This is a genomic window from Rhizocola hellebori (genome assembly GCF_016862955.1).
Classification (GTDB): domain Bacteria; phylum Actinomycetota; class Actinomycetes; order Mycobacteriales; family Micromonosporaceae; genus Rhizocola; species Rhizocola hellebori.
Map to the genome: position 1 here is coordinate 1 of NZ_BONY01000015.1, position 14,664 is coordinate 14,664.

The window sequence follows — 14,664 nt, forward strand, 5'->3', positions numbered from 1 at the left end:
GCTTTCCCGGCGGCTGCGCCGCTTTCCCGGCGGCTGCGCCGCTTTCCCGGCGGCTGCGCCGCTTTCCCGGCGGCTGCGCCGCTTTCCCGGCGGCGACGCCACCTCCGTGCATGGTCACCCCCGGCGGCTGCGCCGCCGACGCGCGAGGCACTACCTCTGCCGCCCGCGCCAGCCTCGGCGGACACAAAGTTCTTTACATAAGCATGTTCTTTGCGATACAAAGTAGGAGTGACTGAGGTGAACACGGTGCTCTCCGAGGTGGAGCAGCTTCGTCAACGGGTGAGGACGCGGGCACACGGCGGCGCCTGGGTGCCTGCCCTGGCTATCGGAACCTTCTTGGTGTGCAGCAGCTTGCTCTACAGCCAGCCCTTCTCGAGGTGGCTGGTCAAAGAGATCCAGTTCCCCTATTGGGCCGGGTTGCCAGACGAGCAGCGTAGTCCCGTCGTCTCCTATCTGTTCTGGTTCCTGGGCCTGCCGTTGCTGGTCGGGCTCATCGGCTGGTGGTACAGGTGGCGGTCGCGCAGACTCGGCATCCGGGTCGCCTGGAAATGGTTTGCCATCGTGGCCATCGGATCGCTTGTCCTGCTTGGACTGCTCAGTTCGGTGCCCGCGTCAACCATTGAGGTAGGTTCGGCGACCGCCACGGTTCGGCTCAACCGGGACCTCGACTGGCTCAGCGCTTTCGCCACGCCGTTGATCGCGATGGCGCTTGGCGTCGTGGTGCTCGGCTGGGTGGAGCGAAGCGGCTGGCTCATCTTTGCCGGGCTGTGGATCGGATGGCTCACCTGGTGGCAGGGTGCATTCCTGACCTACGGGGGATTGGGTGGGCTGCCGCCGTGGGCGGGCGGGCCGGGCGTCGTCACTCTGCTGGGCGTAGATCGTCCGGGCTGGCTGCTCATGTGGATGGCGTTGCCACTGATGGTCTTCGGCGTCGTCCGCGGTTTGAGGGCGCGCGGATGACCACCGACAAGCCGACGCATCCCGCGATGGATCTCGATGACACCGTCCATCAGCGCGTGCGGCTGGGAATTCTGGCGGTGCTGAGCGAGGCGAGCGAATGCACCTTCGCCACCTTGCGCAGCGAGCTGGAGCTGACCGACGGAAACCTCAGCCGCCACCTGCAAACCCTGGAGGCGGCAGAGTTGCTGGAAATCAAGAAGGGTTACGAAGGCAAGCGCCCCACCACCTGGCTGCGCCTGACCGGCAAGGGCAGATCGGCGCTCAAACAGGAGCTGGAGGCGCTGGAGCGGCTGGCGCAACGGCTACGTGGCAGCCTTTGACGCCCGGATCGGGTGGCGCGGCGCGAGCCAGGGCAGAGTGAGACCCGCGCCGCGCGCTTTCTCAGGTGAAGTTCCGGATCGCGCCTTCGCCGCCGCAAGGGAACCCGCCCGTACGGACGAAGTAAGCCTTGTAACGGCCGTAGAGGCCATAGATCGTCTTGGAAATGGTGGCCTCGCTGCCGGAATCGCCGCTACCGACAAGAACGCCGTTGCCCGTGTCGTAGACCTTCCACTTCACCCCGCAACCCCGTTCCTTCGCGTCGAAGGTGACCTTGACCCAGTGCTGGCTGGAGTGTGGCGGGATGTCGATAGTGGTGCACTCCCAGCCGAGCCCGTTGATGTTGCAGTACTTCGCGTCGTAGGCGGCCTGGGCCGGGCTGGCGATGCCAAGCGTTGCCGTGGTGGCCATGACAGCAGCGCCCACCAGCGCTGCCAGCCTCTTTTTCGTGAGGGCCATGGTGTTCCCTTCCCCCGTAGCGATGGGACCATTTCCCATCCTTCGATGGGCTGATGATGAGTGGGGTCCGGTCGCGTTTGGAAGGTGTTTAAGGCACGGCTACATGTCCCAGGTCGCGAGGACTTCGGCGACCGAATGCTCGCCCGGCTCGGGGGGTTTGCTCCGCAATTCGGCCGCGGTTCTGGAGAAGCGCGGGGCCGGTGAGGGCTGCATCACACCGTCGCTTTCAAGATACGTGCCCCGGGCGCGCAGGTGGGCGTCGGCGGCGGCTTCCCGCATTGACAGAACCGGTGCCACGCAGGCATCCGAGTCGGCGAACAGCTCGGTCCAATGTGCCTGCGGGTGGGCGGCGAAAGCCGCCGCGAGCAGCGCGCGCAAACCGGGCCAACGCTCCCGGTCAAAGTAGTCGGCGGCGTGGTCGGTCAGGTCGAGGCGGCGCATCATCTCGGCGAAGAACTGCGGCTCCAGCGGCCCGACCGCCATGTGTCTGCCGTCGGCGGTCTCGTAGACGCCGTAAAAGGGGGCGGCGCCGTCGAGCAGATTGACGCCGCGCTCGTCGCGCCAGGTGCCCCCGGCGAGCATGCTCCATTGCAGGGTCAGCAGGTGGGCCGCGCCGTCGACGATGGCCGCGTCGACGATCTGGCCCTGGCCGGAGGAGCGTGCTTCCCAAAGCGCGGCAAGGATTCCGGCGGCCAGGTACATGGCGCCGCCACCGAAATCGCCGAGCAGGTTGAGGGGAATCTGAGGCGGGCCGTCGTGCTCGCCGATCGTGTGCAACGCCCCCGACAGGGCTATGTAGGCGATGTCATGCCCGGCGGTGTGTGCGCGCGGGCCGGTCTGGCCCCAGCCCGTCATGCGGCCGTAGACGAGCCGCGGGTTGCGCTGCAGGCAGACCGACGGCCCGACGCCGAGCCGCTCGGCCACCCCGGGGCGGAAGCCCTCGATGAGCACATCGGCCTTTTCGATCAGCTGAAGCGCCGTCTCCGACTCGGTTTTCAGGTCGAGCGCCACGGATCGCTTGCCACGATTGAGTAAATCGAGTTTGTACTCCACCGCGGACGTTCCGCCGCTGGGCCGGTCGATGCGCACCACATCGGCGCCCAGGTCGGCAAGAAACATGGCGCAGAAGGGCCCCGGGCCGATGCCTGCCAGCTCGATCACCCGGAGCCCGGAAAGCGGACCGGTCATGGCTTCTTGTACATCGTGACGACGGCAGCGCCGCCCAAGCCGATGTTGTGTTGCAACGCCACGGTGGCCCCGGGGACCTGGCGGGCGTCGGCTGTGCCACGCAGCTGCCAGGTGAGCTCGGTGCATTGGGCGAGGCCGGTGGCGCCCAGCGGGTGGCCCTTGGAGATGAGGCCGCCCGACGGGTTGACGACCCAGCGGCCGCCATAGGTGGTGTCGCCGCGATCGATGAGACCGCCGCCTTCGCCCTCACCGCACATGCCGAGCGCCTCGTAGGTGAGCAGCTCGTTGACGGAGAAGCAGTCGTGCAGCTCGATGACGTCCACATCGGCGATGGTAAGCCCGGACTTCTGGTAGACCCGTTGCGCCGCCAGCTTGCTCATCTGCGCGCCGACGATGCTGATGGCGCTGCGGTCGTCGAAGGTGGCCGTGGTGTCGGTGACCATCTCCTGCGCGGCGATCTCGATCGCGCGATCGGCCAGGCCGTGCTCGTTGACAAAGCGTTCGCTGGCAAGGATCGCAGCCGCCGCGCCGTCGGAGGTCGGCGAGCATTGCAGCTTCGTCAGCGGTTCATGGATCATCGTGGAGCCCAGGATCTCTTCCAGCGAGTAGATGGTCTGGAACTGAGCGTAGGGATTGTTGGCCGAGTGGCGATGGTTCTTCTCGGCGATCCGCGCGAACTGTTCCGCCGTGGTGCCATATTTCGCCATGTGCTCGCGGCCGGCGTCGGCGAACATCTGCGCTGCCATGGGCGCGGCCGTGAGTTCATAAAGCTCCGAGAGCGCGGCCAGGTGGCGCATCAGCGGCTGTTCGCGGTCACCGAATTGGGCGGTCAGCGAGCCGGGCTGCATCTTTTCGAACCCGAGCGCCAGCACGCAGTCGGCGAGCCCGCCCTGCACCAGCTGGCGGGCCAGGAAGAGGGCGGTGGAGCCGGTCGAGCAGTTGTTATTAACGTTGCTAATCGGAATGCCGGTCAGCCCGAGCTCGTAGACGCCGCGCTGCCCGCAGGTCGAGTCACCGTAGACGTAGCCCACGACGGCCTGCTCTATAGCGCTATACGCGACACCGGCGTCATCGAGCGCCTTCTTTCCCGCCTCGCGCACCATCTCCGGGTAGTCGATTTCGTCGCGGCCCGGTTTGCGAAACGGGGTCATGCCGACGCCGACCACGTACACCTTAGAAACAGTCACGACTGTATGTTAATTGGCTTCCGGCGATCGGGATAGAGCCATGCATAATGCCACAGTGGACGATGCGAAGAAGGGCTCATCCTGGTCGTCGACCATCGCGATGATCACTGCTGCGGGCACCCTGTTGGCAGCACTGGTAGCCCTGGCCAGCTTCCTGGTCGGCCAGCAGTTCTTTGGCGATACACCGGCCGGCCGCAACCCCGACGGCCAGCCCGCCGACGGACCGGCCGTGACCGATACGCAGGGCAAGCGGCTCAACGAGGAGGTGCTCTGGCCGCCGAGCAAAATGCTGCTGGCGTCCAGTATGGACTTCGACGGCAGCCAGGGCCCGATCCGCGACTCGGAGTACCCAGACACAGACGTCTATCAGTGGTTCACCGACGACGCCATCTCCTCGCCGCACTGCATGGTCAAGTGGACCGGGGCGGGCGTCCCCGGCCAGAACGATTGCGCGACCCTGCTGGCCACCCACGGCGTGAGCGATCACCTCAGCTACGAAGCCGGTGACCGCTTCTGCTTCAGAACAAGCAAGGCCCGGATAGCGATGTTCGAAGTGCTCGGCCCGACCGACACCGGCGTGGAAGTGCGAGCCACCACCTGGAAACAACGCCTCTAGCCGGAGACGCCGTCCTCGACGAAGCGGGGGCGGGCGACGGCGAGACCGGCGAAGACCTGCACGATGGCCGCGGCGACCAGGAAGCCGATGGGGATTTGCCAGGCGCCGGTGAGGTCGTGCAGCATGCCGACCACCAGCGGGCCGAGCGCGGCGATCACGTAGCCGGTGCTCTGCGCGAAGGCGGAGAGGGCGACTATTCCGTCCCGGGTTCTTGCCCTCATGCCGATCATCGCCAGCGCCAGCGGGAAGGCGCCCTGGCCGATGCCCAGCAGCGCCACCCAGAGCAGGGCCCCGGTGTGCGGCGAGAAGGCGAGGCCGAGATAGGCGAGGATCATCGCGGTGGACAGCCCGAGGACCAGCGGGCGCAGGTCCTTGCGGCGTCCGGCGAGGGTCGGCATCAGCAGGGCGATCGGCAGGCCGAAGGTGGTCACTCCGGCCAGCAGCAGGCCGGCGTTCGCGGGGCTGAACGAGGCGTCGCGGAAGATCTGCGCGAGCCAGCCCATCGTGGCATAGCCGGAAAGTGATTGCGCCCCAAAGTAAAGGGCCATCCCCCAGCCGAGCCGGGTTCTGCCCACTCTCAAATCCGATTTTCTTTGCCGGGTACCGGGTAAAGCCCGACCGATCCAAGGAAGCGCCGCGACCGCGGCCAGCAGCGCCCAGACCCCCAGCCCGGCGCGCCACGACCCGAGGGCGTGCGCGATGGGCACGGAGGCGGCCGCGGCGGCGGCGCTTCCGGCGATCAGGGTCATCGTGTAGATGCCGGTCACAAGCCCGGCCCGGTGCGGGAAGTGTTCGCGGACCAGCGCCGGCAACAGCACGTTGGCCACCGCGATCCCGGACATGGCCAAGGCGGTGGAGATGAGGAAGACGAGCGAGGAATCGGTAACAACACGGGCGCCCTGGCCGATAGCTAGGACAACCATGGATCCGAGCAGGATCTGGGTGGAGCTGAATCGCCGGGTCAGGTGCGGGGTGAACGCGCCGAAGGCGGCGAAACTGAGCGCAGGGAGGGTGGTGATCAAACCGGCGACCGTGCCGGACAGGTGCAGGCCATTGGTGACCTCGGGAAGCAGTGCCCCCAAACCTGTGATCGCGGCACGTAGATTGAGCGCCACGAGCAGGATCCCGGCAAGCACGAAGCCGCGGCTGACCGTGCGGGCCTCGATGATCGGGCGCGCCGGAGCCGGCACCGTGGGCGCGAGGGTCATCGCTGGAGGCATGATTTCGATCGTAGAATCATGGGATGAATTGAGCGAGGGGTTGTAAGCAATGACACTGCGTGCGCCGAAGCGCGAAGCGCTCGTACCGCAGATCATCGAGCAGCTGCGCGCTCAGATCAGCTCGGGGGAATGGCCGGTGGGCACCCGCATCCCGACCGAGCCCGATCTGGTCGCCGCGCTCGGCGTCGGGCGCAACACCGTGCGGGAAGCCGTGCGGGCGCTGGTTCACTCCGGGGTGCTGGAAAGGCGTCAGGGCTCCGGCACCTACGTCACCGCGCGCCATGAACTGACCGGGGTGGTGGCGCGGCGTATGGAGGCCGCCGAGCTCGCCGAGTCGATCGAAGTGAGGCGGGCGTTTGAGGTTGAGGCGGCACGGCTGGCCGCGCACCGGCGCACCAACCGTGATCTGCGCGAGCTCGATGCCGCGCTTGAGGCACGCGAGGCGGCTTGGGCCTCGGGCGTGGCCGCGGACTTCGTGGAGGCCGACGCCGCGCTGCACATGCTGATCGTCCGGGCAGCCCACAACTCCATGCTGGCAGAGCTTTACGCCTCTTTTCATGAGGCCCTTTTGGCCAGCCTGCGAGGTCAGATAGGTGATGATCTCACCCCGGAGGCCTACGTTGACCACTCTGAGCTGGTGGACGCCATCCGGGCAGGTGATTCGGTCCGTGCGGCGGGTGCCGCGGGTGCCTTCCTGGAGCTGTAGTGCCACCATGCGTCTCCTGTCCGCCGCGGTCGTCGGAATATTGATGTCCATGTTTGTAGTGGCACCCGCGGCGGCAGCGGCGACGATCACGGTCAAGTTGGAGCCGAAGTATCTGGTGACCGACTCGGTCCGGCCGACGGTGACCATTTCCGGCGCGAGCGGCAATTCGACCCTGGCCTACCGGCGTTACAACAACGGCGACTGCGAAGGATCGCCGCAGATGTTCTCCTCGGTGTCCGCCGCGAACGGGACCCACACCGGCCCGGATCTGCAGACGGGAAATCCGGGTCCGCACAGCCTGCGGGTCAGCTATGGCGGCCTGAACGCGCCGTGCCAGCCGTTTCTGGTGCAGCGCAAGGTGACCGCCGTGACCGCTCTGCCGAAGAACACGTTTGAGTCCAGCGAGCGGGTCGAGCCGGGCATCGCGCTGTCCGGCGGGCTGGGCAACGCCGCCGGTCAGGTCGAAGTGGGTCGATGGCCAGCCGCGGGATGCGGGCCGGGCAAGGCCACCTCCGTGAGCATTCTGCCGGTGACCGGCCAGCCGCAGGGCTCGGTCAACCTGCAAGATGGTTCGCTCGGCACGAAATCCTTCGCGGCCACCTATTCCGGCGATGAGCGGCACACCGAGGCGGCTGCCGCGTGCCGCGACTACACCGTGGGCGCCTTCATCCGGGGCAAGGTCTTCGAGGACGCCGATGGCAGCGCCACCGCGGATGCGGGCGAGGCCGGTAAGGCGGGTGTGGTCATCACCCTGCGCCGGCCACAGGGCAGCACGGCGACGGCGACCACGATTGAGACCGGCGCCTACGAGTTCTTCGTGACCGCGAGCGGGAAATACACGCTGATCGCTGCCCCGCCACCCGGATTCGACAAGACGACAAACCTTGAGCTTCAGGTGCAGATGGTGGCGTCGTCGGTGGGGGAGCAGAACTTCGGGGTGGTCGAGCTGCCCTCGACGCTGCTCCCGTTCGCCACCGCTGCCCCGCAAGTGACCGGCGGTGTGCCCACGCTGGACGGCCTGGAGGAGCTTTCCACCTCGAGCGAGGGCTTCGCTCTGATCCGGTTGCTGGCGCTCGGGCTGGTGGTGATCGCGGCCCTGGTGTTGCTGTGGCTCATCTTCGCCGCCCGGTCGCGTCGCGAGGACGACCCGTTCTAGAGCGCGGGCAGCCGGACAATGAACCGGCATCCGTCGGCGATGTTCTCCACCGCGACCCGGCCCCCGTGCGCTTCCACGAGCCCGCGCACGATCGCCAGCCCAAAGCCGCCGCCTGCGCCCGGGGTGCGTGCCGACTCCCGGGCGCCGCGGTAGGCCACGTCGAACACCCGCGGCAGGTCGATCTCGGAGATGCCGCCGCAGGTGTCGGAGACGGCCAGCCAATCGCCCTCGCCGTCACGGCCACCGGTGACGGTCACCGTGCCGTCCTCCGGCGTGTAATGGATGGCGTTGAGCAGAAGGTTGCCGACCACCCGGGAGAGCTCGGGTGCGCTCGCGGTGACGTGAGGCCAGTGGCCGGTGGTGGAAAGCAGCTTGATGCCGCGCGCGGCGGCCATCGGCTGGGCGGCGGCCACCGCGTCGGAGACGACGTCGCCCAGCGAAACCTCGGAAAGCTTGAGCCGCAACGTTCCCGAGCTGATCCGGGACAGCTCGAAGAGGTCATCGACGAGCGCGGCCATGCGATCGGTCTCGGTTCTGATGCGCCGGTGGTACTCGGCCACCGAGACCGGATCGCTGACCACTCCGTCCTCGAGCGCCTCGGCCATCGCGCGCATCCCGGCCAGCGGGGTGCGCAGGTCGTGCGAGACCCAGGCGACCAGATCGCGGCGGCTCGCCTCGGCCAGGCGTTCCTGCTCACGCGCGTCGGCGGCCCACATCGCGGCGCGCGCCAGCCTGCGCCCGAGCCACCAGCCCATCCCCAGACTGACCGCGCCTGCCATCGGTACCACGACAAGAAGCACTTGAAGATCGTGCGCAGAGATGAACATGGCCTCGGCGACGGCCATGATGCCGGCGAGCATCGCCAGCACGGTGATGGCAAGCAGTGCCAAGACGTTGAGGGTGATCGAGCGACGGTGCATCGCCCGCAGGACCAGGGCCCCCGGCAAACACACCACCAGCGCGCCGATGAGTGCGGCGAGCAGGATCAGCGCCAGATCACGAACCATAGCGGTAGCCGACTCCCCACACGGTCTGAATGCGTTGCGGGTCAGCCGGATCCTTCTCGATCTTTTCACGGAGCCGTCTAACATGGACGGTCACCGTGGACTGGTCGCCGAAGGTCCAGCCCCACACCGCTTCCAGCAACTCGGCCCGTTTCAGCGCGACGCCGGGCCGGGACATCAGGAAGTAGAGCAGATCGAATTCCCGGACGGTGAGAGCCAGCTCGGCCCCGTCCAGCACAGCGACCCGGCGCACGGGGTCGATGTGCAGGTTGCCGTCCTGGATCGGCTGATCCTGGACGGGCGGCTGGGCCCGGCGCAACACCGATTGCGCGCGCAGCACCAGCTCGCGTGGAGAAAACGGTTTCGTCACGTAGTCGTCGGCACCCAGCTGAAGCCCGACGATCCGGTCGACCTCCTCGCCGAGTGCGGTGAGCATGATTATCGGTGCGCTGCCCGGGGTGGCACGCAACCTGCGGCACACCTCAAGCCCATCGACGCCGGGAAGCATGAGATCGAGGATCATCAAGTCCGGCCGTTGCCGTGCATATTCCTCAAGTGCCGCGAGCCCATCGCCAACGAGGGCGACGGTGAAGCCGGCGTGCTCCAGATATCGCCGGACGACATCGCTCACGGTCGGATCGTCGTCGACGACCAACACTCGGGTGCCCATGGGATGAAGCCTACTGCTTAGATCATTACAGAGGGCTTACGTTCTGAGCCGCAATGCCAAATGGCGCATAGGGTTTTCCTCATGCGAAGGAAGATTCTGTGGTGGGGTGTGGCGGCCGTCTTCATCCTGGGCGCCTTCGGGTTGTACTGGTTCCAGCCGTGGAAGTTGTTCACGTCCAAGACGGTCAACGACGCGGCGCCTGTCGTGATAGCGACACAACCGGCATCCTCGTCCGCTCCTGCCCCTTCTGCCGCGCCGGTGGCCACGCTGGTCGGGCAGGGCGCGCTGGTGACCCATGAGCACACCACCTCGGGCACCGCACAGCTGGTGCTCCTGCCCGACGGCAAGCTCCAGCTCGTGTTGCGGGATCTGGCCACTTCGGACGGTCCGGATCTGCGAATCTGGCTGACGGATCAGCCGGTTCTGGAGGGCCGGGCGGGGTGGCATGTCTTCGATGATGGGAAATATGTCGAACTCGGTAGGCTCAAGGGCACCCATGGCACCCAGGTCTACGACGTTCCGGCCGACGTCCGGGCGGGTCAGTACTCAAGCGTGACCATCTGGTGCAAACGATTCGCGGTCTCCTTCGGCGCCGCCCCGCTGGCACCCCTCTGACCAGGCAATACGTGGGCCGTTGCCGGGGTGCGGCCGCACCCCGGCAACGGCAAGGTGCGTTTAGATGTTCAGGGTCCACGAGTCGATGAACCCGGAGTCGCTGCCGAAGACGTCGTCAACGCGCAGCCGCCAGGTGCCCGCGCCGGCTTCGCCGGACAGGTTCACCGTGTAAGTGGCGTTCACGTTGTCGGCGCTGTCGAAGAAGTTCCAGTTCTTCAGCAGGTAGAGCGTGCCATCGGGCGCCTGCAGCCGGATGCGCAGATCACCACGGAAGGTGTGCTGGATGTGCACCTCCACCGTGGAGGTCGCGGAACCGTTGCGGTTGCAAGCAAGAGCGATGTCGCTGAACGCCGTCCCCGGGTCGGGGATGGCGACATCGGTGGCGTTGGTGCCGTTGCACTGGTTCACCGGGCCACCGGTGGTGGTCAGCGTGAACGTCGTCGACTTCGTTCCGCTGGCGCCCGTGCCGGAGATGGTGATGGCGTGGGTGCCGTCGGGCTTGGTCGAGGCCACCGCCAGCGTCAGGGTCGACGAGAAGGTGGAAGTACCGGAGGCCGGCGCGAACGAGGCGGTGACGCCCGTGGGCAGGCCGCTCGCGCTCAGGTTGACGTTCTGGCCCGCACCCAGCGTCGTGGTGACGGTGACCGTTGCGGTGCCGGAACTTCCGGCCACGATCGTGCCGGAGGCCGGCGAGACCGCGATCGAGAAGTCGTCGGTCGGCGGTGTCGCTGCCCCGACCTGAAGCAGCAGGTTCGGCGACCCGGTACCCGGACTGGTGATCTTGTTGGGCACGGCGGCCGCCACCATGGCGTTGCGCACCTGGGCCGGCGTGAAGCTCGTGTTGGCCGACAGGATGAGCGCGGCCGCGCCGGCGGCATGCGGTGTCGCCATTGAGGTTCCGCTGATCGTCATGGTGGTGGTGTCGTCGCCGACGCCCCATGCCGAGGTGATGTTCACACCGGGTGCGAACAGATCGAGGCAGGTGCCGAAGTTCGAGAAGCTGGCCCTTGCGTCGTTGATGTCCGAGGCGCCCAGCGTGATCGCTTCCGGAACCCTTGCGGGCGAGAAGTTGCACGCGTTCTGGTTGCTGTTGCCCGCCGCGATGGCGTAGGTGACGCCGTCGGCGATCGAGGTGCTGACCGCACTGTCGATGGCGGTGTCGACGCCGCCGCCGAGGCTCATGTTGGCCACGGCGAGTTCGCCGGGGTCGTGGTCGCCGGTGACGAAGTTGATGCCACCGACCACCTGAGCCGTGGTGCCGGAGCCTTGGCAGTTGAGCACCTTGACGGCGACCAGGGACACGCCCTTGGCCACGCCGTAGGAGGTACCACCGGTGGTGCCCGCCACGTGCGTGCCGTGGCCATGGCAGTCGGTGTTGTTGGTGTCAACGGCATTGAAGCCCCAAACCGCACGACCGCCGAAGTCGACGTGCGTGGTGCGGATACCGGTGTCGATGATGTACGCAGTGACGTTCGACGCCGTGTTGGGGTAGGTGTAGCTGTTGTCCAGCGGCAGGTTCGGCTGATCGATGCGGTCCAGCCCCCATGACGGGGGATTGGGCTGTACGCCCTGGATCGTGTAGATGCCGTTGCGCTGAACGAAGGAGACCGACGGATCCCCGGCAATCTTCTTGGCGACCGCTTCGCTGGCGTTGAGCTCGAAGCCCTTCAGCGCGGCTCGCCAGGATTGGCCTGGCTTCCCGCCGAAGCGGGACAGCAGTGACGACTGCGCGGAGTCTGCGTCCACATTGGACTTGAGGACCACCACGTAGCTGTCGGGGACTACCCGATCGGTGCCCACGCCGAGAATGGAGCCGTCGGCGGCGGAAACGGGGGTTGCGGTGAAGGCGGCGGTGACCGCACCCACCAGCAATGCTGCGAGACGCAACATGTGCCTCTCCTCTCCAAGAATCGATGTAACGCCCTACATCGATATGTTGGGAAGGATAGGTGAGTCGATGAATGGTGGATAGGGGTAAAGAATCCGAACGCCTGTGCTAACGTGTGATCACTCCTGCATCGGCCCAGCGTTCGTGTATTGACGGTCCATTTTGAGTCTCATCGACAGGGGCTCACGCGACACGCCCGGACGATATGGGGTCGCTTTTGGTCGGACGCCACTAGATGTAGTGTTTGGCGGAGCGGGGTAGGCCGCGCGGGAAGGTCCACGGTAGACACAGCGCTGGGAGCAGCGCCGCTTTGCCGTGCCCATTCCGCCCTAAATCTCCAGGGGGAGCGCACGTTGACCAGCACGATTTCAGCACCATCCTTCGCCGACGCCATCGCCCAGGCCGCGCGGGACCTCCCGCATACCGACCCTGAGGCGATTGCCGGTCCCGTTCTGGCCGGAATATGGCCGGGGGCCACCGAAGCAGAGCTGCGCATGCGGGCCATCGAGACCGCTGCCGCGCTGGTGGCCGAGGAGCCGTCCTACAGCCGCCTCGCGGCGCGGTTGCTCGCGGTCCACGTCGCGCAGGAGGCGGCCACTCAGGGCGTAATGTCCTTTCCGGACGCCGTCCGGGCCGGGCATGACCTGGGGCTGCTCGCCGACGACCTGGCGAAGTTCGTTGCTGTCAATGAGGGTGAGCTGGCCGCGCTCATCGACGACACCGCCGACGAGCGGTTCGAATACTTCGGGTTGCGCACGGTTTATGACAGGTACCTGTTGCGTCATCCCACCACGCGCAAGGTGCTGGAGACCCCGCAGCATTTCCTGCTGCGGGTCGCCTGCGGGCTGATGGGCGAAGTGGGCAGCGCGGGCACGGCCGGCGCCACCCTGCCCGGCAATCTCGACGATGTCGCCCAGCTCTACCGGATCCTGAGCCGCCTGGCCTACCTGCCGAGCTCGCCGACCCTGTTCAATGCGGGCGCGCGGCGGCCGCAGCTGTCGAGCTGCTTCCTGCTTGACTCGCCCCGCGACGAGCTCGACTCGGTCTATGAGCGCTATGCCCAGATCGCCCGCCTTTCCAAGTACGCGGGCGGCATCGGGGTGTCGTGGTCGCGCATCCGTTCCCGTGGCTCGCTCATCCGCGGCACGAACGGGCTTTCCAACGGGATCGTGCCGTGGCTGCGCACCCTTGACGCGAGCGTCGCGGCGGTCAACCAGGGCGGCCGCCGCAAGGGCGCGGCCTGTGTCTACCTGGAGACCTGGCACGCCGACATCGACGAGTTCCTCCAGCTGCGCGACTCCACTGGCGACGAGTCGCGCCGCACCCACAACCTTCACTTGGCCAACTGGGTGCCTGACGAGTTCATGCGGCGGGTCGAGGCCGACACGACGTGGTCGCTTTTCGACCCCAAGGACGTCCCGGAGCTGGTCGACCTGTGGGGGCCGGCGTTCGACGTGGCCTACCGGGGCGCCGAAGCCGCGCAAAAGGCGACAAAGACCGTGATGGCGCGCGAGCTTTACGGACGCATGATGCGCACGCTGGCCCAGACCGGCAACGGCTGGATGACCTTCAAGGACGCGGCCAACCGCACCTGCAACCAGACCGCGCGGCCCGGCAACACCGTTCATCTGTCCAATCTGTGCACGGAAATCCTCGAGGTCACCAGCGACGGGGAGACTGCGGTCTGCAACCTCGGCTCGGTCAACCTGGCGGCCCACCTGAACGCCGACGGCGTCGACTGGGCGGGCCTTCGCGACACGGTGCGGGTCGCGGTGAGGGTCCTCGACCGCACCATCGACCTGTCCTACTATCCGACCGGCGAGGCGTCGGGCGCCAACAACAGGTGGCGTCCGATCGGCTTGGGCGTGATGGGCCTTGCCGACGTCTTCTTCGCGCTCAAGCTCGACTTCGACTCGCCTGAGGCGCTCGCGCTGTCCACCCGGATAGCCGAGGAGATCGCGTTGTCCGCCTATGACGCGTCGGCCGACCTGGCCGCGACGCTCGGGGTTCATCCGTCCTATGCGGACACTCGCGCGGCGCAGGGCATCCTGCACCTCGACCACTGGGCCTCCGCGCAGCCGGTAAGGCCGGATGCCTGGGCCGCCCTGCGGGAGAAGGTTTCCCGCACCGGCCTGCGCAACTCGCTGCTCATCGCGATCGCCCCGACCGCCACCATCGCTTCCATCGCCGGCTGCGCGGAATGCATCGAGCCGCCCGTGGCCAACGTGTTCAAACGCGAGACCCTTTCCGGTGAGTTCCTTCAGGTCAACCGATATCTGGTGGAGGAGCTCAAGACCCGGGGCCTGTGGACGGCGGCGCTTCGCGAGCGCATCGTGCGCGCCGAGGGCTCCATCGCGGAGATCGCCGAGATCCCGGCCGAGCTTCGCTCGCGTTTCCGGACAGCTTGGGAGTTGCCGCAGCGCGCTCTGATCGACCTCGCCGCCGCTCGGGCCCCTTATATCGATCAGTCTCAGTCGCTGAATCTCTTCATGGCGTCTCCCGAGATCGGAAAGCTCTCCTCCATGTACGCCTACGCGTGGCGCAAGGGGCTCAAGACGACCTATTACCTGCGCTCCCGCCCGGCCACCGCGATCGCCAAGACGGTGGCCGCGGCGCCGACATCCTTGATCAAGCTGGATGTGGAGAACCCCGAGGTTTGCGAGGCGTGCCAATGAAA

General features: G+C 67.0%; 14 protein-coding genes. 7 read left to right on the forward strand and 7 right to left on the reverse strand.

All coding sequences use genetic code 11. The features are described 5' to 3' along the window. Positions 1-228: 228 nt before the first annotated feature. Both Rhe02_RS14205 and Rhe02_RS14210 read left to right on the forward strand, forming a co-directional pair. Positions 229-960: a hypothetical protein gene (locus tag Rhe02_RS14205; protein ID WP_203908672.1), complete on the forward strand. Its 732-nt coding sequence runs from the start codon at positions 229-231 to the stop codon at positions 958-960. Next, positions 957-1,280, forward strand: a complete 324-nt coding sequence (locus Rhe02_RS14210; RefSeq protein ID WP_203908673.1) for a winged helix-turn-helix domain-containing protein — start codon at positions 957-959, stop codon at positions 1,278-1,280. The genes Rhe02_RS14205 and Rhe02_RS14210 overlap by 4 nt, the downstream gene beginning before the upstream one ends. Before the next feature lie 61 nt (positions 1,281-1,341). On the opposite strand, the gene Rhe02_RS14215 is transcribed toward Rhe02_RS14210, so the two are convergent. The 3 genes from Rhe02_RS14215 to Rhe02_RS14225 all read right to left on the reverse strand — a co-directional run bounded on the left by Rhe02_RS14215 (position 1,342) and on the right by Rhe02_RS14225 (position 4,112). Then, complete coding sequence (locus tag Rhe02_RS14215) at positions 1,342-1,737, reverse strand: hypothetical protein (protein WP_203908674.1); 396 nt, start codon at positions 1,735-1,737, stop codon at positions 1,342-1,344. A gap of 99 nt (positions 1,738-1,836) precedes the next feature. Then, complete coding sequence (locus tag Rhe02_RS14220; RefSeq protein WP_203908675.1) at positions 1,837-2,925, reverse strand: CaiB/BaiF CoA transferase family protein; 1,089 nt, start codon at positions 2,923-2,925, stop codon at positions 1,837-1,839. Continuing rightward, positions 2,922-4,112 carry a lipid-transfer protein gene (locus Rhe02_RS14225; RefSeq protein ID WP_239123817.1) on the reverse strand — a complete coding sequence of 397 codons (1,191 nt, stop codon included), beginning with the start codon at positions 4,110-4,112 and terminating at the stop codon, positions 2,922-2,924. Before Rhe02_RS14225 ends, Rhe02_RS14220 begins: the two co-directional genes overlap by 4 nt. A gap of 55 nt (positions 4,113-4,167) precedes the next feature. Here Rhe02_RS14225 and Rhe02_RS14230 point away from each other — a divergent pair, with 55 nt between their 5' ends. Then, positions 4,168-4,728, forward strand: a complete 561-nt coding sequence (locus Rhe02_RS14230) for a hypothetical protein (RefSeq protein ID WP_203908676.1) — start codon at positions 4,168-4,170, stop codon at positions 4,726-4,728. Here the strand turns inward: Rhe02_RS14230 and Rhe02_RS14235 are convergent. Next, complete coding sequence (locus tag Rhe02_RS14235; protein ID WP_203908828.1) at positions 4,725-5,936, reverse strand: CynX/NimT family MFS transporter; 1,212 nt, start codon at positions 5,934-5,936, stop codon at positions 4,725-4,727. The genes Rhe02_RS14230 and Rhe02_RS14235 overlap by 4 nt on opposite strands. A gap of 61 nt (positions 5,937-5,997) precedes the next feature. Here Rhe02_RS14235 and Rhe02_RS14240 point away from each other — a divergent pair, with 61 nt between their 5' ends. Further along, positions 5,998-6,654 carry a FadR/GntR family transcriptional regulator gene (locus Rhe02_RS14240; RefSeq protein WP_203908677.1) on the forward strand — a complete coding sequence of 219 codons (657 nt, stop codon included), beginning with the start codon at positions 5,998-6,000 and terminating at the stop codon, positions 6,652-6,654. Positions 6,655-6,703: 49 nt separating this feature from the next. Further along, positions 6,704-7,810: an SdrD B-like domain-containing protein gene (locus Rhe02_RS14245; protein WP_203908678.1), complete on the forward strand. Its 1,107-nt coding sequence runs from the start codon at positions 6,704-6,706 to the stop codon at positions 7,808-7,810. On the opposite strand, the gene Rhe02_RS14250 is transcribed toward Rhe02_RS14245, so the two are convergent. Both Rhe02_RS14250 and Rhe02_RS14255 read right to left on the reverse strand, forming a co-directional pair. Continuing rightward, positions 7,807-8,817: a sensor histidine kinase gene (locus Rhe02_RS14250; RefSeq protein WP_203908679.1), complete on the reverse strand. Its 1,011-nt coding sequence runs from the start codon at positions 8,815-8,817 to the stop codon at positions 7,807-7,809. The two genes, Rhe02_RS14245 and Rhe02_RS14250, sit on opposite strands and share 4 nt — an antisense overlap. Continuing rightward, positions 8,807-9,484, reverse strand: coding sequence for a response regulator transcription factor (locus tag Rhe02_RS14255; protein ID WP_203908680.1), 678 nt, complete (start codon positions 9,482-9,484; stop codon positions 8,807-8,809). Before Rhe02_RS14255 ends, Rhe02_RS14250 begins: the two co-directional genes overlap by 11 nt. 81 nt (positions 9,485-9,565) lie before the next feature. Between Rhe02_RS14255 and Rhe02_RS14260 the strand changes: the two genes are divergently transcribed. Beyond that, the gene (locus Rhe02_RS14260; RefSeq protein ID WP_203908681.1) at positions 9,566-10,099 is read left to right on the forward strand and encodes a DM13 domain-containing protein; all 534 of its coding nucleotides are present in this window, start codon (positions 9,566-9,568) and stop codon (positions 10,097-10,099) included. 60 nt (positions 10,100-10,159) lie between these two features. Here Rhe02_RS14260 and Rhe02_RS14265 read toward each other — a convergent pair whose 3' ends face one another. Next, positions 10,160-11,989: a S8 family serine peptidase gene (locus tag Rhe02_RS14265; RefSeq protein ID WP_203908682.1), complete on the reverse strand. Its 1,830-nt coding sequence runs from the start codon at positions 11,987-11,989 to the stop codon at positions 10,160-10,162. A gap of 351 nt (positions 11,990-12,340) precedes the next feature. Here Rhe02_RS14265 and Rhe02_RS14270 point away from each other — a divergent pair, with 351 nt between their 5' ends. Beyond that, entirely contained in the window at positions 12,341-14,662 is a 2,322-nt protein-coding gene (locus Rhe02_RS14270) for a ribonucleoside-diphosphate reductase subunit alpha (protein WP_373320631.1), read from the forward strand. The last annotated feature ends 2 nt before the right edge of the window (positions 14,663-14,664 follow it).